At 67.0% G+C, this 19173-nt stretch carries 13 protein-coding genes; 9 read left to right on the top strand and 4 right to left on the bottom strand.

All coding sequences use genetic code 11. The features are described 5' to 3' along the window. Positions 1–22 precede the first annotated feature (22 nt). Positions 23–1285 (top strand): signal peptidase I, encoded by a 1263-nt coding sequence (gene lepB, locus H6717_31155; protein MCB9581529.1) that lies wholly within the window; start codon positions 23–25, stop codon positions 1283–1285. Positions 1286–1546: 261 nt separating this feature from the next. On the opposite strand, the gene H6717_31160 is transcribed toward lepB, so the two are convergent. Together H6717_31160 and H6717_31165 are read right to left on the bottom strand one after the other, a co-directional pair. Further along, positions 1547–3142 carry a hypothetical protein gene (locus H6717_31160; GenBank protein MCB9581530.1) on the bottom strand — a complete coding sequence of 532 codons (1596 nt, stop codon included), beginning with the start codon at positions 3140–3142 and terminating at the stop codon, positions 1547–1549. Then, entirely contained in the window at positions 3139–3498 is a 360-nt protein-coding gene (locus H6717_31165; GenBank protein MCB9581531.1) for a hypothetical protein, read from the bottom strand. The genes H6717_31160 and H6717_31165 overlap by 4 nt, the downstream gene beginning before the upstream one ends. Positions 3499–3653: 155 nt before the next feature. Here H6717_31165 and H6717_31170 point away from each other — a divergent pair, with 155 nt between their 5' ends. Further along, a complete protein-coding gene (locus H6717_31170) occupies positions 3654–5018 on the top strand; it encodes a sigma-54-dependent Fis family transcriptional regulator (protein MCB9581532.1) in 1365 nt (454 codons plus the stop codon). Between the two features lie 46 nt (positions 5019–5064). Here the strand turns inward: H6717_31170 and H6717_31175 are convergent, their stop codons facing one another. After that, positions 5065–5586, bottom strand: a complete 522-nt coding sequence (locus tag H6717_31175) for a hypothetical protein (GenBank protein MCB9581533.1) — start codon at positions 5584–5586, stop codon at positions 5065–5067. After that, positions 5583–6947 (bottom strand): hypothetical protein, encoded by a 1365-nt coding sequence (locus H6717_31180; GenBank protein MCB9581534.1) that lies wholly within the window; start codon positions 6945–6947, stop codon positions 5583–5585. Before H6717_31180 ends, H6717_31175 begins: the two co-directional genes overlap by 4 nt. 296 nt (positions 6948–7243) lie before the next feature. On the opposite strand from H6717_31180, the gene H6717_31185 reads away from it, so the two are divergent. From H6717_31185 to H6717_31215, 7 genes are all read left to right on the top strand, one after another. Continuing rightward, positions 7244–8794, top strand: coding sequence for a hypothetical protein (locus tag H6717_31185; protein ID MCB9581535.1), 1551 nt, complete (start codon positions 7244–7246; stop codon positions 8792–8794). A 41-nt stretch (positions 8795–8835) separates the two neighbouring features. Beyond that, positions 8836–11253, top strand: a complete 2418-nt coding sequence (locus tag H6717_31190; protein MCB9581536.1) for a DUF87 domain-containing protein — start codon at positions 8836–8838, stop codon at positions 11251–11253. Between the two features lie 220 nt (positions 11254–11473). Beyond that, on the top strand, positions 11474–13645 hold the full coding sequence (locus H6717_31195) for a M3 family metallopeptidase (GenBank protein ID MCB9581537.1): 2172 nt from the start codon (positions 11474–11476) through the stop codon (positions 13643–13645). Between the two features lie 293 nt (positions 13646–13938). Continuing rightward, positions 13939–15333, top strand: a complete 1395-nt coding sequence (locus H6717_31200; protein ID MCB9581538.1) for a 3' terminal RNA ribose 2'-O-methyltransferase Hen1 — start codon at positions 13939–13941, stop codon at positions 15331–15333. After that, complete coding sequence (locus tag H6717_31205) at positions 15330–17873, top strand: polynucleotide kinase-phosphatase (protein MCB9581539.1); 2544 nt, start codon at positions 15330–15332, stop codon at positions 17871–17873. Before H6717_31200 ends, H6717_31205 begins: the two co-directional genes overlap by 4 nt. A 2-nt stretch (positions 17874–17875) precedes the next feature. Next, entirely contained in the window at positions 17876–18319 is a 444-nt protein-coding gene (locus H6717_31210; protein ID MCB9581540.1) for an AAA family ATPase, read from the top strand. After that, positions 18306–19091 carry a guanylyltransferase gene (locus H6717_31215; protein MCB9581541.1) on the top strand — a complete coding sequence of 262 codons (786 nt, stop codon included), beginning with the start codon at positions 18306–18308 and terminating at the stop codon, positions 19089–19091. Before H6717_31210 ends, H6717_31215 begins: the two co-directional genes overlap by 14 nt. Positions 19092–19173 lie beyond the last annotated feature (82 nt).

Here is a 19173-nt window from a genome sequence, read left to right on the forward strand (position 1 = left end):
TCCATGCCGGGGCAAGCGCCCGATGACCCGCGAGATCTCGCCGAGCGGTTTCTGGCAGACTGCCGTCCGCGTCACCTTCGGCCCCACGCGCTTCTTCCAGGCTCCGCCGGGTTCCCGCAGTCGCTGGACGCCACGCACCTTCGCCATTGGAGTCATGGCCATCGCCCTACCCGTCGGACGGCTGTTCGACGTCTTGCTGTGGGAGGGCGGCGGGGCGGCGCCGGCGATCTTCTCGGCGTTGGGCTACTTGGTGCTGAGCCCCATCTTTGCGATCGTCTCGCTCTACGTCTCAGCCGGCCTCACCCACCTGCTACTACGCGCGGTGCGTGGGGCGAACGCACGCTTCTCTGAGACGCTTGCCTGCGTCGGATACTGCATGGCGCCCGCTCTCATCGGTGTCGTGCCGGTCTTGGGCGGTGTCGTTGGCAACATCTGGCAGCTCATCCTGCTGGTGCTGGGTCTCCGAGTGGTGCAGCGAACATCCAGCGTTCGCGCCGCGGTCGCCGTCGTGGGGCCGCCGGTGTTCCTGGTCGCGTTCGCGTTGTTCCTGCGCGCAGACGTGCTCGAAGCGTTCAAGATCCCATCGGGAGCGATGTTGCCCACGCTCGAGATCAACGATTACGTGTTCGCGAACAAGTTAGTCTATGGCCCCAAGGTGCCGCTGTCGCGAGCACGGATCTACTCGCGGCTACCGCCGCGGTACGGCGACGTCATGGTGTTCGAGTATCCCGATCCGAACCCGGAGAACGAGCGGCAGGACTTCATCAAGCGCGTGATCGCACTCCCCGGTGACGAGCTGGTGGTGGAGGAAGGGCATCCGATCGTCAACGGCTGGCGGGTGCCGTCGTGCCGAGTCGGGCGCTACGAAGTGCAGGTCGACGATGGCAAGATTCCCGGTGACCTGTTCGTGGAGTACCTCGGCAGCACCGCATACCTGACCTTCTACGAGGCAGAGCGTTACGACGGTCGGCAGGGCCCCTACCGCGTCGCTCCGGGTGAGGTTTGGGTGATGGGCGACAACCGCAACAACAGCTCCGATTCGAGAGCTTGGGCTGGAGGCAGAGGCGCGGGTGTTCCTTTCGAGAACATCAAGGGGCGAGCGAGCATCATCTGGATGGCGTTTGGCACCGACGGCACCATCACATGGCCGCGGCTGTTTCATTCGGTGATGGGCCCGCCACTGCTCCCGAGCTCCGCGCCGCCGGAGGTGCGGGAGGCACTGCAGCACTGCCTGGCCACGCGTCCACCCGCGGACGCCGCCACGCCGCCTTCCCCGTCACCCTGAGGCTTTGCGCCGTCTTGGCGACGCGAGACGGCGACGACGACTCTCAACAGTCCGGAGCTCGGGTCACGGCGTGTCCTTTGGGTCGCTCGAAGTCTAGCGCCTTGGGCTCGGGGCCAGACTCGACGCCACGTCAAATTCGTTCGGGTGCACGTTCCTGTTCGATTCCTTGTTGGTCCGGCGCGAACCCCGTCTCGCCCCGACACGCTTTGGCGCGATGCCCGTTGCGGTCCGGCGCTTCCGCGCCGGACCGACATAGGAACATCAAGCATCGACGTGGTGGAGCGGGCTGGCGCCGTTCTGCGGATGGGGATCGGCCTGGGTCGCTTGCGGGGTGTCGCTCGCTTCGGTTCCGTCATGCCCTTCGTTCAGGAGCACGGGTTCGGGCGGCGTATCGCTCTCGGGGCGCATGGCGTCTTTGACCAAGCCCTTCAGATCGAGGCCGCTCAGGGTTTCGAGCAGCGCCGGCATTTGCGTCAGTACGTCGCCCACGCCGCGAGTGATGCGCTCGACACCGGTGTTGGATGCCTCGCCAGCGGAGCCACTGTTGACCAGCACGATGCGATCGATCTTGCTCAGGGGCGCGGCAACGGCAGCGGCCATCTCCGGCAGGCGTGTGATCAAGAGCTCGGCAAGCGCGGCGGAGTTGTAGCTCTGCCACGCCTGGGCGCGCTGCTTCATGCCGTCGGCTTCCGCCTCTAGCTTGGCCTTCAGGCCCGCGGCTTCCGCCAAGGCGCGCTCGTGGACGGCATGTGCCTCGGCCTCGCCGCGTGCCCGGATGACCTCGGCCTCGGCGAGGCCGCGCAGGCGCTGTGCCTCCGCTTCGGTCTCGGCCAAGATGCGTTGCTCTCCGCGATGAGCTTCGGCCAACGTGAGCAGTCGGCGGCGTTCGGCCTCCGTCGGCTTGTCCACGGTTTCGATCAGCTGCTTCTCGCTGATCTGAATCGACAGGTCGCGGAGGGCGATCTGCTCGGCCAAGAGCTGCTGCTGGGAGCGGGCCAGGCCCAAGTCGTAGGCGACGTCGCTGACGGCCTTGGCGTCCGAGACCTGGGACGAGAGCTCGTGGAGGTGGCGTTCCTTCTCGGAGCTCTTATCAGCGATCTTCTGTTCCGCCTCGAGGCGCGCCAGCTCGGCTTCGCGGTGCGCCGCCGAGGCGCTGACCTTGGCCTCGCGTTCCGCGGCAGCGCGACCCAGGGTGGCGTCGCGTTCTGCGAAGGCTTCACCCAGCACGGCGTTCTTCTGAACCTCCGCCAGCTGCGGGCGCCCGAGGGCTTGCAGGTAGCCGGATGGGTCCTGCACCTCGCGAATGGTGAAGCTCACGACCTCGATGCCCATGTGCGCGAGATCTGCTGCCGTGAGACGTTGAACGGTCTGCGCAAAGGCTTCGGGATTGGCGTGAATTTCTTCGAAGGGCAGCGTGCTGATCACCGCACGCAGGTGGCCTTGCATCATCTGATGGGCGATCTCGTTCATCTCCTGCGGGGTCTTGCTCAAGAACATTTCCGCCGCCGTCGCCACGGCGATGGGATCGTCGCTGCGCACTTTGATCTGAGCGATGCCATCCACGACGATGGGAACCCCGAACTTGGTGAAGAACTCGGGCGTGCGGATCTCCAGCGTCATGAGCTCGACGCTCATGACGTCCAACCGTTCGCGGAGGGGGATCACGAGGGTGCCGCCGCCGTGATAGATGGAGAAGCTCTTGCGTACGAATTCTCCGCTTTCGCGGTCGTGATACGTCGCGGGCCGACCCGACACGATCAGCACGCGGTTGGGACCCACCTTTCGGTAGCAGGTCGTCAAGACGGCAGCCGAAGCCACCAACAAACCGAAAACTACTGCGGCAACCATTGCGATCATTGAAATACCTCCTTGAGATCGCCAGGCAGGAGATCCACACAAACGAAACGCTTCTCGGCTTTCACGATCAGCACCGTTTCGCCCGTTGGGATCGGCCCTGCTTCGAGAGCCTTTGCCGGAACGCGCACGCGCTTTCCGTTCGCGACGACGGTGACGGCTCCTACGCCACGAGCGGGGATCGCGATCACCACCGTGGCCACGGCGCCGACGAGCGGCGCTCCGCGCAAACGGCCGTGGCTCGTCGCGCGCAGCGTCTCGACGAGAGCTGGCAGGGCCAAGTACGCGATGACGGCGACGAGAAACACCAGCGCCGCCAGCGCGCAGAAGGTCCTCGGACTCTCCGGGTCGTCGAACATGCGAGCCGCTGCTGGAACTTCCGTGCCAAGGCGGAGCGTGGAAGGCCCGCGGCGCGTTCCTCGGAATTTCAGGCGGTGTCCCGTCGCGGCGGGCGTTGGGTCGACCCGCTCCAGCTGGTGAAAAACCTCAACCTGAGGGAAAGTCTCACCCTGGGATGGAGCGGCAGATCTTGGTCTTGAACGCGCCCGCCGGAGAGCTCGACGAGCTTTCGGGGCTGCTCTCGGAGCTTCCGGGGGCTGTGCTCACGAAGGTCCGGACCCGCGCCCAGCTCTTCGCTCGCCTCGGCGAGGAGCCGCCGGTGGAGCTGGTCGTCATCGACGTGGACGTCGCGGACGGCCAGGCCGACGGGCTCTCGCTGCTGCGAGAGCTTCGCGCGCAGAGTGACGATTTGGCGCTGATCGCCGTTGCCGCACGCGGCAGCGTGGACGGAGCGCTGCGCGCCATCGAGGCGGGAGCGAGCGACTTCTTGGTGCGTGGCGAGCACCTGCGCGAGCGCGTCGCGACGCAGCTCGGCAAGGTGCAGCAGCTCTGGCGGCTCGCCGAAGCCCGCCGCGTGCTGGTGCTGGAGAATCGCGAGCTGTCACGCCACGCCGAGCAGAACTGGCACATGATTGCGCGTTCCAGCTCGATGCAACGGTTGTTCGAAACCGTCGCGCGGGTAGCGCCGGTCCCGCGCCCAGTGCTCGTGCTGGGCGAGCGCGGCACGGGCAAGGAGCTCGTCGCGCGCGCCATCCACGAGGCCTCGAAGCCGAGCGGACCGTTCGTCGCCGTGAACTGTGCGGCCTTCTCCGACGCCCTGCTCGAATCGGAGCTCTTCGGTCACGAGCAAGGCGCGTTCACCGGTGCCAGCAAGAGGAGCTTGGGCAAGTTCGAGCTGGCTCGCGGGGGCACGCTATTCCTCGACGAGATCGGCCACATGTCGTTGGCCTTTCAGCAGAAGGTGTTGCGCGCCGTCGAGTACGGGACGTTCCTGCGGGTGGGGGGCAACCAGGAGATCCACTCGGACGCGCGCATCGTGGCGGCCACCAACTCGGAGCTCTCGGCCAAGATCCGAGAGGGCTCGTTCCTGGCCGATCTCTACGACCGCCTCGCCTTCGAGGTGCTGCGGATCCCGCCGCTACGCGAGCGCCCGGAAGACGTGGAGCCGCTCGCCGAGCACTTTCTGCAGCGCTTCATGCGGGAGGTGCCCGGCTTTCGAGGTAAGCGGTTTGCGGCCGAGTCCCTCGACCTGCTCCGCGAGTACGCGTTCCCGGGCAACGTGCGGGAGCTCAAGAACATCGTGGAGCGGGCGGTGTATCGCGACACCAGCAGCACGCTGGATCCCGCGGACATCGGTATCGCGCCGGACCACTCTCCGCATCTCGCTGCTGGTAGCTTCAAGCAGCGTATCGAAGCATTGGAACGCGAGCTGATCGAAGCGGCACTTTCGGAGGCGTCGGGCAATCAAGCGCAAGCGGCGCGCGCCCTGGGCCTCTCCTATCATCAGTTCCGCTACTATCGACAGAAGCACCTGGGCTGAGCGGGCCCGCTTTCCAACGGAGGTTCCGCGGCGGACCGACAATCCTTCAGAAATGATAGCGGAAGGAGAAGTCGTTTTCCGTGATGGTCTGCGCGGGGCAGAGCTGGACGAACAGGTTCGCGGAGTCGTCGCTGACCAGGGACGTCACGGAGTCTTCGCACGAGTAGCGCACGCTGAGCGTGTCGCGGTTTTCGGTGCAGCAGCCCCGGGTGCCGAGGGCGGACTCGGAGTACACCGGCTCGGTCGCGTTGCCGTGGCAGCTCTTGATGTGCGTCGCACCCACGTCACAGGCGACGAAGATGCACACGTGGAGCTTGTCCGTCAGAAGCTCTACGGTGGGGTCGTTCAGCTTGGTGAGGCTCTCGTCGCTGCCGTGAAACGTGAACATGCGCTGCGGCTGGCAATCGCTGAAGGAGGCGTTCTTGGATTGCCAACTGTCGGCGTCCACGGCGGCGGGCAGCGGTGTGGCGTTGACCTCGTCCGGAAGCGGGCTGTCGGGCGGGCAGCTTTGAGCGTTGTCCCCGCAGCCCAGAGCGAAGAGCGAAAGGCAGAACAGCGCGCGTTTCATGGGCACCCCGTGCCCGGCGCGGGGGGCGGCACGATGGCGGGAGCGCCTTCGGGAAATGGCCGCGGGTGCTCGAAGTCGAACAGATCCAGGAGCGGCCAAGCATTGGCGTCGCGCCGCGTGAGGGCGCCGAGGTCCCAGCGGTTCTCGATGAAGCGCGTGATGCTGGTGTGATCCGTCACCACCTGGCCGACATGGCCGGGAACGGACCAGGGCGAGACGGCCAGCAGCGGCACGCGCACGCCCAGGCGATCGAAGGCGTGGCTCGCGGGCAGCTCGTCGTCCGGGGGGCAAGCGGGCGGCGGTGGTACGTGGTCGAAATAGCCGCCGTGCTCGTCGTAGGTGACGAACAGCACGGTGTGCGGCCAGCTCGCGGGCTCGGCCACGGCCTTCACCACGCGTTCGATGAAGGCTTGGCCGCGGCGCACGTCCGCCGGCGGGTGATCGTCGCTGCGCTCGTCCCCGGTGAACATCGGCTCCACGAAGGAGACGCCGGGCAGCACACCGGCCGCGGCGTCCGCTTCGAACTCGCTCACTGCGTGAGGCCAGAGCGTCACCGCCGAATCCGGAAGCATCAGCGGGGTGAGCGGCACGCTGTTGTCGGAATACAGGCGCACCGACACGCCCTTGTCGACCAGACGATCGAAGATGGACAGGGACGATAGCGGCGGCGGCTCGATCTGCTTCCAGTTTCCTTCGTTGGGCGTGGAGGTTCGGCCCCAGGAGGTGCCGGCCAAAAGGAAGTAGCGGTTGGGCCAAGTCGGCCCCAGGAGCGACGAGAAATGGCGTTCGCTGGTCGCGAAGGTCTCGGCGAGCCAATAGAAGTACGGCAGCTGATCGCGGGTGAAGTAGCGCATCGGCTCCGGGGAGTCGTGGTTGGTCACCACGAAGCCGTCCATCTGTCCGAAATGCCACTGAGCGTGGACCTTCTCCCACTCGTGGTTCACGTCACCGTCGGCGCAGAACTGCTGCTCCACGGCTTGAGGAATGGGGATGCCGTGAGAATCGAGGTTCACTCCGCTGGTGCGCACGTCGGCGCCTGGGAGCTCGGCCAGGAAGTGATCGAAGGAGCGGTTCTCCAACATCAAGATCACGACGTGATCGAAGGGCAGCTCCGTGCCGTGGGGCAGTGCGCCGACGCTTTCCGTCGTGAGGCTGCCCGGACCGAACTGGCAGGCGTGGCGCTCGGCGCGCTTGTCGTCCCACGCCGGCGTTGCCGCGTCATCGGCCACCTCTTGGATGGTGGGTGCGGCGTCCGCGCAGGGGCTGAGCGTCGGTTCGGGGAGCGGATCGCAAGCGTTGCACGCGGGCAGCCCGAGGGACAGGCCCAAGCAGGCTACGGCGCGTCTCGTCGTTGCCCCCATGCGGCGACAATACGCGGTTCGAGGTTGGCGGCAAGTTTGCCGTGTGGTGGCGTGGCTTGCGGGAGGTTCCGCGGCGGACCAACAGGCCCTTGCTGGAGATGACTCGAGGGTCGTCGTCGAAGGAGGGCAAGCTGCCGGCGGAGAAGCCGACACCACCCCGTGCAGCGCGACGACATCGGCCCCGCGTGCTGCCAACCGCGGGGCTTTCGCGCCAACCCGAAGTTGGCACCATGGAGGCCGTTTCTCCGATCTTTTGTCGGGGCGACGCGGGCACGACGCTTGCGTAGGGAAACGACGTGGTCCGCCTTCTACGTCTGCTCCCCTTCACGCTCGTGCTCTTGGCCGTCGCGTCCGGCTGCGGCGCTCCACCCCCCGGCACGTCGGAAGACGACGTCGTGGGAACCACCTCGGAGGCGATCGCGAGCTCCGACGTCATCGCCCGAGCGCAGGCCTGGGTCGACGCCAAGGTCCCCTACTGTCAAGCGCCCAATCACAAGTGGGACGCAGCGTGCCAGAAGACCTGTAACCGTACGGGAGCGGCGGCGAAGCCGGAGTGGGACCCGTACCGTAGCGATTGCTCCGGTTACGTCTCCTACGCCTGGGGGCTCCCGCCGCCCGGGCTGGTGGTGACGGGTCTGGTGCAGTCGTCCGTGTCCAGCTCGATCAATGCCGTGGACCTCCAACCGGGAGACGCGCTGCACGCCTCGGACAACTCGCACATCATTCTCTTCGCCGGCTGGGTTGGGGGCGGGCACTCCCAGATGACGATCATGCACGAAGGCGACTGCGGCAAGGTCGCGGAGAAGAAGAACTACTCCGTCACCTCCATCAGCGGCAGCACCGTGCACTTTAGCTGGGGTGGCACGTACAAGGCGCGCCGCTACAACTCGATCAGCTTCGAGCCCCCGTCCTGCGATCGCAGCGCCGGCGGCTTCACCTTCAGCTGCGATGGCGAACAAGCTGGCATGCATTGCGCCAACGTGAACGAGCCCGAAGACACGGACAGCTGGAGCGACAATTTCTTCTGCAGCGAGAGGGATCTGGGCATGCAGTGGTCGACCTCGGGCCTCATTGACGGCATGGACTGCACGGCCGTGGGAGAGCCCGCGGAGGCCGAGAGCAGCGGCTGGAGCGACGACTACCTGTGTCTACCCGAGCAGAGCATCTTCGCGCTGTCCTACTCCAGTGCCGGCCCAATCGAGGGCAAGAGCTGCGTGCAGTGGAACGAGCCCGCCGAGAAGGACTCCTGGAGCGACAATTACGTGTGCACCGAGAAGGTGCATGTCTTCGCCAAGGGGCAGTTCACCTTCAGCAGCGTGGGCCCCATCGAGGGCAAGCACTGCGTGTCCGTCGACGAGCCGGACGACGCCGAGGCCTGGGACGACAACTACTTCTGCAGTGACCAGGACCTCGGCATGCAATGGTCCAGCGCCGGGCCCATCGCCGGCATGAAGTGCACCCACGTCGGCGAGAGCGCGGACGCCGAGGGCGCCGCCTGGGACGACGACTACCTGTGCCTACCGGAAGGTGCTTCCTACGCGCTCACCTGGAGCGAGACGGGGCCCATCGCCGGCAAGAGCTGTGTCCGCTGGTACGACCACCAAGAGAAGTCCGACGTGTGGCTCGACAACTGGCTGTGCGCGGAGACCCTGGCGGCGTGGTCCGACGCGGACAACGGTGACCCGATCCCCGCCACTGGAGACGGCTCGCAGTCGCAGCAGACCAAGCGCCTGCCGGCCGACGCCAGCTCGGGCTGCGCCCTGGGCGGGCGCGCGGGCGGCGACGCCGGCAGCTGGGGCGTACTCTTGGGCCTCGCGCTCTTGCTCCGCCGGCGCCGCACCCGCTGATCCTTTCTTGAAGCGACCGGAGGCGTGCGATGCTCCGGGCCATGTTGCAGGTTCCCCGCGGGCACTTGTTTCTGGGCGCGGAAATCGATCCCGCCACCAAGGAGCGCTTACCCGATCGCGTCTTTCTCGACTCGTCGCGCTTGACCACCCACGGCGTGGTGGTGGGCATGACCGGCTCCGGCAAGACCGGCCTCGGCGTCGTGCTGTTGGAAGAAGCACTGCTCTCCGACGTGCCCACTCTGATCCTCGATCCCAAGGGAGACATGGGGAACCTGCTGCTCCACTTCCCGGAGCTCAGTCCCGAGAGCTTTCGCCCGTGGATCGACGAGGACGCCGCGCGCCGCGACGGCATGGATCCCGACGCCGCAGCGCAGAAGGTGGCAGAGAGCTGGAAGCAGGGTCTGGAGAGCTGGGACATCCGTCCAGGGCGCATTCGCGCGATGGACAACAGCGCCGTGTTCTCCATCTTCACTCCGGGCTCCAGTGCCGGCGCGCCCCTTTCGATCCTGGGCAGTCCGGTATCCAGCACGTCTCGCGACGTCGAGAGCGTGCGCGACGAGATCGAGGCCTTCGTCTCGAGCCTGTTGCGATTGGCCAGCATCGAGGCCGATCCGCTGTCGAGCCCCGAGCACGTGCTGCTCGCCACGCTGCTCGAGAACGCTTGGCGCGACGGTCGCACCCTGGACGTGGGCGCGCTCGTGCTCGAGCTCCTGGATCCGCCGCTACGGCGCGTGGGCGTCTTCGAGGTGGACGCCTTCTACCCCAAGAAGGAGCGGGAAAAGCTCGCGCGGCGCCTGAACACGCTGCTCGCCTCGCCATCCTTCGCCAGCTGGCTCGAAGGGCCGCCGTTGGACATCGGCGCCCTTCTGTACACGCCGGAAGGCAAGCCGCGCGCGTCCATCTTGTATCTCGCACACCTGTCGGACGACGAGCGGCAGTTCGTGGTCACGTTGGTGCTCTCCAAGCTCGTCACCTGGATGCGCGGACAGCCCGGCACCTCGAACCTGCGCGCCCTGGTGTACATGGACGAGGTGTTCGGCTACGCGCCGCCCACGGCGTCGCCTCCGTCGAAGAAGCCGATCCTCACGCTGCTAAAGCAAGCGCGGGCCTTCGGCGTGGGGCTGGTGCTCGCGACGCAGAACCCCGTCGATCTCGACTACAAGGCCATGAGCAACGCGGGCACCTGGCTCGTCGGGCGCCTGCAGACGGAGAGGGACAAGGAGCGCATCGTGGAGGGACTGCGCTCGGCGGGCGGCGGCATCGACGTCGCAGAGCTGTCGGCACGCATCGGTGCCCTCGACAAGCGCCAGTACGTGCTGCACCAGACCGGTGAGCCGCTGCGGCTACTGACGACGCGCTGGGCGATGTCCTACCTGCGCGGTCCGCTCACCCGTGACGACGTGCGGCGCTTGTCGGACGGCACCACGGGAATCGCTCCACCAGCTCCGGCGCCGACGTCCACCGCCGCCGCGCCGGCGCCTGCGACTCCGGTCTCCGGCGCGTGGCAACCGCCGGCGCCGCCACCCGCGACCGAGGTCGTCTCCGGCGCGTGGCAACCGCCGGCGCCGCCCGCGCCCGGCTCTTACGCGGATCCCGGCGCGCCGTGGCTCTCCACCGTGGGCGGCGTGCCGGGTGGACGCGTGCTGGCGCCCGCTGCGGTGTTTCGTGTCGGGCTGGTGTTCGACGAAGCTCGCGCGGATCTCCGCCACGAAGAAGAGCTCGAAGCCGTGCTGTTCCCCCTCGGGGACAGCTTCGACACCAGCCGCTTGACGCTGGTCGACTACGACGATCGCGACTTTCGCCCGGAGCCGCCGGCCGGAACCGTGTTCGCTCAGAGCGCCGCGCCGATCCTTGACGCCAAGTACTTCGACGCCCTGAGCAAGGCGCTCATGGAGCACCTGTATCGCACGCGCACGGTCACCATCTTCGCCAACAAGGAGCTCGGCCTGTACTCGCGGCCGGGCGAGGATCTCGGTGCGTTCCAGGCGCGTGCCCAGCAAGCCGCGGACGAGCGCGCCAACCAGGACGCTGCCAAGCTGCGAGACAAGTACGCCTCCCGTATCGACAAGCTCCGCGATCAGATCCAAACCGCGCAGCAGAAGGCCGCCGACGCGCGCTTCGCGGCGTCCCAGCGCAGTCGGCAAGCCACCGCCAGCGGAGTCGGAGAGCTCGTCGGTCTGCTCGTCGGCGGACGAAGCAGCGCCAAGAACCTCGCTCGCATGGCGGTGCGGGGCTCGGGCAGCTCCAAGGACCAGCGCCGCGCCGAGGTGGCCGACCAGCGCGCCAACGACAAGCTCACGGAGCTCGCCGCTCTGGAAGCCGAGCTCCGCACGGAGCTCGAGCAGATCGGCGAAGCCGCCCGAAGGCGCGCCCAAGCCATCGAGACGCTGGACGTCAAGCTCGAGCGCGACGACATCCAGCTGCGCGCCAGTCGCTTGGCGTGGCTCCCCGCCGGCTGATCCTGGCCTCGAACGAATTTCGCGAAAGGTGAGGCTCGCGGTTCGGGTTGGCGTGGGGTTTTCGGGCGTGGGCGTGAGACTGCGGGCGTGGGCTGATGGCGCGTTGAAGCTACGCGAACGTGCGGCTTCGTGTGAGACTACCGCGAGGGTGCCGCGGCGGACCAACACTAGCGGCCGATGAGAGGTTGACGGCAGCGAGGGGCGCGACCATCACGCAGGCATGTCGCGATCGATCTTGAAAGGCGCCCTCCTCTTGGCAACCCTGAGCGCATGTGGGGGAGCGCCGACAGAGGAGCCCGCCATGCCGCCCCCTTCGCCCATCGCCACCACGGACAAGCCCGCGGCCGCGGCTGACGCGGGGTACGAAGTGCTGCTGGCGGAGTGGCAAGGACCGGATGGCGGCGTGCCGCCGTGGGACAAGGTCGAGACGCGGTTTCTCGAGCCCGCGGTGACGAAGGGCGGCGAGATGTACTTGGCGGAGATGCGCGCCATCGGCGAGAGCGCGGAGCCCGCCACGTTCGACAATACGATGGCCGCGATGGAGCGTGCGGGCAAGCCGCTGGATCGCGTGCTCACGGTGTACTCCGTGATGAGCAGCAGCATGAACACGCCGGAGGTGCAGAAGCTCTCCGAGGTGATCGAGCCGAAGCTCCAAGAGATCATGGACAAGGTGCACTTCGACGCGAAGCTCTTTGCGCGGGTGAAGGTCGTGTACGACGCTCGCGAAAAGACCGAGCTGTCCCTCGAGCAGCGTCGCCTGGTGGAAAAGACGTACGACGACTTCGTGCGCCGCGGGGCGCAGCTGGATGCCGCCGGAAAGGCGCGGCTGGGGACCATCAACCAGAAGCTGGCGAAGCTCTTCACCGACTTCGGCAATCGCGTGCAGGCCGATGAAGACACCTGGGTCACCTTGAAGAAGGACGACCTCGCGGGCCTTCCGGAATCCCTGGTCAAGAGCTTCAAGGCCGCCGCGGAGGAGCGCAAGGCGGACGGTTGGGTGGTGGTGAACACGCGCTCCGCCGTGGAGCCCTTCTTGAGCTTCTCCGACAGGCGGGAGCTGCGCGAGAAGGTCTGGCGCGCCTTCGTGGACCGTGGAGATCACGGCGACGCGCACGACACCAACGACATCATCAAGCAGATCGTGAAGCTCCGAGCGGAGCGCGCCAAGCTCCTTGGCTACCCGAGCCACGCCCACTGGCGCATGAGCGACACCATGGCCAAGGACCCCAAGAAGGCCGAGGCTCTCATGATGCGCGTGTGGCCCGCGGCGGTGGGGCGCGTGAAGCAGGAAGTCGCCGACATGCAGAAGCTGGCCAAGAAGGAAGGCCAGAACATCACCATCGAGCCTTGGGACTATCGCTACTACATGGAGAAGGTTCGGAAGCAGAAGTACGCGCTCGATCAGAACGAGTTCAAGAACTACTTCGTGCTCGAGAACATGATCCAGGCGGCCTACTACATGGCCGGCAAACTGTATGGCTACGCCTTCGAGGAGATCACCGGCAAGGTGCCGGTGTTTCACCCGGACGTGCGGGTGTATCGCGTCACCAACAAGAAGGACGGCAGCTTCGTCGGCATCCTGTATCGAGACGACTTCGCCCGGCAGTACAAGCGCTCCGGCGCCTGGCAGGACACCTACCGCACGGCCCAGAAGGTGGACGGCGTGGTGCACGCCATCGCCTCCAACAACAACAACTTCGTGAAGGGCGCCAAGGGGGAGCCGGTGCTCATCAGCTTGGAGGACGCGCGAACCCTGTTCCACGAGTTCGGCCATGCCCTCCACGCTCTCACCAACGCCACCACGTATCCGTCCATGGCCAACACGCCGCGGGATTTCGTCGAGTTCCCGAGCCAGGTTCACGAGAACTGGGTGCTCACCCGGGAGATCCTCGACAAGTACGCCCGCCACGTGAAAACCGGCGAAAAGATGCCGGAATCCCTGATCAAGAAGATGCGCGCCGCGTCCACCTTCAACCAGGGTTTTGCCACCGTGGAGTACCTGGCGGACGCCATCTTGGACATGCAGATCCACACGGATCCGAGCGGCGAGATCGAGCCCGATGCCTTCGAGAAGAAGGCCTTGAAGGACATCGGCATGCCAAAGCAGATCGTGCTCCGGCACCGCTTGCCGCAGTTCATGCACCTGTTCACTTCCGACGCCTATTCCGCGGGCTACTACAGCTACCTGTGGTCCGACGTGATGGCCGCGGACGCCTGGCACGCCTTCGAGGAAACGAAGGATCCCTTCGACCCGAAGACGGCGGAGAAGTTCAAGAACGTCATCTTGGCCACGGGCAACGCCGTCGATCGCGCCGAGGCCTACCGCCAGTTCCGGGGCCGCGATCCCAAGGTGGAAGCGCTGCTGGAAAACCGCGGGTTTCCCACCAAGTAGCAAGAGAATGTTGGTGCGGCGCGATACCCGTCGCGTCGCGCCGCCCTTGACCGGCGCGGTGCTCGCGGGCACACTCCGCGCGTCCGTCATGATTCGTCACTCTCACAAAGCAACCGAAGCGCTCCGGCAAAATCCCGGAAACGCCACCGGTTTGTGGCGAGTGGCGGCCCGACGGAACAGCGATTGAGACTCCTCAGCGACTGAAGCTCCAGCGGGCCGCCCACCAGGTGGCCCGATTCGTTTTGTGCTTCGGGTCCCTCGGGCCGGCGCGCGTTCAAAAAGGCGCGTTGATCATGCTCCTCACCATTTCCACGTCCCACGTTCCGGCGACCGACCTGGGCTTCCTGCTCGCGAAGCACCCGGACAAGTGTCAGTCCTTCGAGCTGAGCTTCGGCACGGCCCACGTGTTCTACCCCCAAAGCTCGCGGGAGCGCTGCGCGGTGTCGCTGCTGGTCGACGTCGACCCGGTGGCGCTGGTGCGCGGCAGGAGCGCCGACGCGGCCGGGTCGCTCCAGCAGTACGTGAACGACCGCCCCTATGTCGCCTCGTCGTTCCTGAGCGTGGCCATCGCGCAGGTGTTTGGCAGCGCTCTGCACGGCAAGAGCCGGGAGCGCCCGGAGCTGGCAACCCAGTCGATCGAGCTGGAAGCGCGCCTCTCGGTGGTGCCCTGCCGCGGCGGTGAGGCGCTGCTGCGCGCTCTGTTCGAGCCCCTGGGCTACGCCGTGGTGGCGGAGCGCATCGAGCTCGATTCGGAGTTCCCCGAGTGGGGGCCGAGCCCGTACTTCGACGTGACGCTCTCGGGCAGCGCGCGGCTCTCGGAGCTCCTGTCCCAACTGTACGTGCTGCTGCCGGTGCTGGACGACTCCAAGCACTACTACGTTTCGGAAGACGAGATTGAAAAGCTCGTTGCCAAGGGCGAGGGCTGGCTTGGAGGTCACCCGCGGCGCGAGCAGATCGCGAAGCGCTATCTGAAGCACAAGCACGTCTACGCGCGCCAAGCGTTGGCGCAGCTGTTGGTCGACGAGCAGTGTGACCCCGAGGCGGCGGACGAGGACAAGTCGCGGGAAGAGACGGAGCTCGAGAAGAAGCTGAGCCTGAACGAGCGGCGTCTCCGCGCCGTGGTGGAGGTGCTCACGGCCGAGGGCGCCGAGTCCGTGGTCGATCTCGGCTGCGGCGAGGGCAAGCTCTTGCGAGCGCTCGTGGGGGACAAGCGCTTCTCGCGTATCGTAGGGGTCGACGCCTCCCTCCGCGCGCTGGAAGTGGCCGAGCGGAGGCTCCGCCTCGACGAGCTGCCGCCCAAGAAGCGCGCGCGCACCCAGCTGTTGCACGGCGCGCTCACCTACCGCGACGCCCGGCTCGCGGGCTTCGATGCCGCATGTTTGGTGGAGGTCATCGAGCACGTGGACCTTCCGCGCCTCGCTGCGCTGGAGCGCGCGGTGTTCGAGTTTGCGCGGCCGCGTCTCGTGGTCGTGACGACGCCCAACGTGGAGTACAACGTTCGCTTCGAGGGCCTCTCGCCCGGGCGGCTCCGGCACCAGGACCACCGTTTCGAGTGGACGCGGGCGGAGTTTCGCGAGTGGGCGCGCCGCGTGGCCGAGCAGAATGGCTACCGCGTGCGCTTCTCGGACGTGGGGGACGTGGACGAAGCCGTCGGTGCTCCGACGCAGCTGGGAGTGTTCTCCAGATGACGATCCAGATCCCCAAGCTCTCCCTGGTGGTGCTGGTGGGCGTGTCGGGTTCCGGCAAGTCGACCTTCGCGCGGAAGCACTTCCTGCCGACGGAAGTGCTCTCCTCCGACGTCTGCCGCGGGCTCGTCTCGGATGACGAGAACGACCAGAGTGCGACACGCGATGCGTTCGAAGTGTTGCACTACGTCCTGGCCAAGCGCCTCGCGCGGGGTCTGCTCACCGTGGTGGACGCCACCAACGTCCAGAAGGACGCTCGAAAGCCGCTGGTGGCGCTGGCGCGGGAACATCACGTCATCCCCGTGGCCGTCGTCTTGAGTCTGCCCACGAAGCTGTGCCTGGCGCGCAACGCGTCGCGTCCGGATCGCACCTTTGGCGCGCGCGTCGTCGCGCAGCAGCAGAGCCAGCTGCGCGGTTCCCTGCGAACGCTACGTCGCGAGGGCTTCCGTCACGTGACGGTGCTGTCCAGCCCGGAAGAGGTCGACGCAGCGGTCGTCGAGCGGGTGCCGTTGTGGAACGACAAGCGCGACCAGCACGGCCCCTTCGACATCATCGGTGACGTGCACGGCTGCTTCGCGGAGCTGTGCGCGCTGCTGGAGAAGCTCGGCTACGCGGTGCGCCGCGAGACCGCCAGCGCCGAGCCGCCGCCGGGGCGCAGGGTGGTGTTCCTGGGGGACTTGGTGGACCGCGGTCCCGCCACGCCCGCCGTGCTGCGCTTGGTGATGAACATGGTCGCTGCGGGCCACGCTTTGTGCGTTCCGGGCAACCACGACGTCAAGCTGATGCGCAAGCTGCGCGGCAAGAACGTTCAGCTCAAGCACGGCCTGGCCGAGTCCGTGGCGCAGCTCGAGCCCGAGCCCGAGAGCTTCAAGACGCAAGTGGCCGACTTCATCGACGGTCTGGTGAGCCACTACGTGCTCGACGACGGCAACCTCGTGGTCGCCCACGCCGGCATGCGTGAAGCGCTGCAGGGTCGCGGCTCCGGTGGCGTGCGCGAGTTTGCGCTGTACGGCGAGAGCACCGGAGAAACGGACGAATACGGTCTGCCGATCCGCTACGACTGGGCTCAGGAGTACCGAGGCCGCGCCATGGTGGTGTACGGCCACACACCCGTCCCCACGGCGGAGTGGGTCAACCGCACGATCTGCGTCGACACCGGCTGCGTGTTCGGTGGCGCTCTCACGGCGCTTCGCTATCCGGAGAAGGAGATCGTGGAGGTGGAAGCGGAGCGGGTGTACTTCGAGCCCCAGAGGCCGCTCGCGCGCGTCCCCACTGCGCGCGAATACCCGGATCTCTTGGACATCGCCGACGTCCGTGGCAAGCGCATCGTCGACACGCGCGTCCACCACACCGTCACTTTGCGCGAGGGCCACACGGCGGCCGCGCTGGAGCTGATGAGTCGCTTTGCGGTCGATCCGCGCTGGCTGATCACCCTGCCGCCCACCATGTCGCCCTCGGAGACGGCTCCGGAGGGGCCGCTCCTCGAGCGGCCGCGGGAGGCCTTCGCCTATTTCCGGCGCCACGGGGTGGAGCAGGTGGTGTGCGAGGAGAAGCACATGGGCTCCCGCGCAGTGGTGGTCGTGTGTCGGAGCGAAGCCGCGGCGGCGCGCCGCTTCGGTGTCGCCGACGGCCGCGCGGGCGTGGTGTACACGCGCACCGGTCGTTCGTTCTTCAACGAGCCCGCGTTGGAGCGTGAGCTGATCCAGCGCGTCCAGAACGCCGTCAGCCACGCGGGTCTGTGGTCGAGCCTGGCCACGGACTGGCTGTGTCTGGATGCCGAGCTGCTGCCGTGGTCGGCCAAGGCGCAGGCGCTCCTGCGCGAGCAGTACGCAGCCGTGGGCTCTGCCGCTGGTCGATCTCTCGACGCCGCGAGCATCGCGCTGGCCCAGGCGCGCGCACGTCTGACCGGCGAGCACGCCCAGCACCTCGAAGCCCTCCAAGCGCGGGTTGCCCAGCGAAGGGCGGCCGCCGCCGGCTTCGTGGCGGCGTATCGGCAGTACTGCTGGCCCGTGTCGTCCCTCGAAGGCGTGAAGCTCGCGCCCTTCCACCTGCTCGCCAGCGAGAGCGGCGTGCACGTGGACCGCGACCACGTGTGGCACATGGGTACCCTCGCCGCCCTCGCGGAAGCGGAGCCGTTGTTCTTGGCGACGGAGCATCGGGTCGTAGATTTGGCAGACGCGCAGAGCGAAGCCCGAGCCACGGAGTGGTGGGAGTCGCTCACGCGCGGAGGTGGCGAAGGCATGGTGGTGAAGCCGCTGGGCCTCCTCGCGCGTGGCAAGCGCGGCCTGGTGCAGCCGGCCATCAAGTGCCGGGGTCCCGAGTACCTCCGCATCATCTACGGTCCGGAGTACCTGCTGCCGGAGAACCTCGAGCGCTTGCGCCGCCGCGGCCTTGGCACCAAGCGCGCCCTCGCGCTCCGGGAGCTGGCTCTCGGCATCGAGGCGCTCTACCGGTTCGTGGAGCGCGAGCCCCTGTATCGCGTGCACGAATGCGTTTTCGGAGTGCTCGCCCTCGAAAGCGAGCCCGTGGACCCGAGGTTGTGATCATGGAGTGCATCCTGTTGATGGGCGTTCAAGCTTCGGGGAAGTCCACTTTCTTCAAGCAGCGATTCGCCGACACCCACGTGCGAGTGAACCTCGACATGCTGAAGACGCGTCATCGAGAGTTGCTGCTGCTGCAGGCGTGCATCGACGGCAAGACGCGGTTCGTGGTGGACAACACCAACGCCACGCGTGACGCTCGCTCTCGATACATCTCGAGGGCAACGGCGGCGGGTTTCGCGGTGCGCGGCTACTACTTCCAGTCGCAGGTGGCGGCGTGCCTGGCGCGGAACCAAGCGCGTGAAGCGGCGGTTCCAGCCTCCGCAATCCGGGGCACCCGCCGGCGCCTCGAGCTGCCGTCGCCGGAAGAAGGGTTCCGGCAGTTGTTCTACGTCCGCGCGGCGGATGGCGCTTTCTTGGTGGAGGAGTGGTGCGATGAAGTTCGATGAGATCGATGCCAAGCTGCGGGTGTTCGAGACCTCCCACGACCACTGCGTGCTGCCGGGAGTGTTCATGGTGGCGCGCCTCGATGGTCGCGGTTTCACGCGCCTGACGAAGGAAGTCCTCGATCTCGAGCGCCCCTTCGACGTCCGCTTTCGCGACGCCATGCTCGCGACGGTGGAGCACTTGATGTCGTGCGGTTTCCGCGTGGTCTACGGCTACAGCGAGAGTGACGAGATCTCCCTTCTCTTCCACCTCGACGAGAACGCGTTCGGTCGCAAGCTCCGTAAGCTCCACTCCGTGCTGGCGGGGGAGGCCAGCGCCAAGCTGAGCCTCACCCTCGGGCGGCTGGCTGCCATGGATTGTCGCATCTCCCAGCTGCCCACGGAGAAGTTGGTCGTGGACTATTTTCGTTGGCGCCAGGCGGACGCGCACCGCAACGCCCTCAGTGCGCACTGCTACTGGGCGCTTCGAAGGGAAGGGCTCTCCGCCGCGCAAGCGACGAGCCGGCTCAGGAGCCTGACCGTCGCGGACAAGAACGAGCTGCTCCTCCAGCGGGGCGTTCGCTTCGACGCGCTGCCCGCGTGGCAGAAGCGGGGCGTGGGCGCGTACTTCGAGCGGGTGACACGCGCCGGAGTGAATCCCAAGACCGGGGAGACCACGACGGCGCGCCGCCGCGTGCTCGCGATCGATGCCGAGCTGCCCTTTGGTGCAGACTACGACGCGTTCGTGGAGGGACGGGTGCGCGACGCTCGCGCCGAGGACGAACCTGGGACGTGACGTGCGTTCGTGGAGGGACGGGCGCGCGACGCTCGCGCCGAGGACGAACCTGGGACGTGACCGGCGGCCGCGAGGTTCCGCG

This window comes from Polyangiaceae bacterium (assembly GCA_020633235.1).
In the GTDB taxonomy this organism is placed as follows: domain Bacteria; phylum Myxococcota_A; class Polyangia; order Polyangiales; family Polyangiaceae; genus JACKEA01.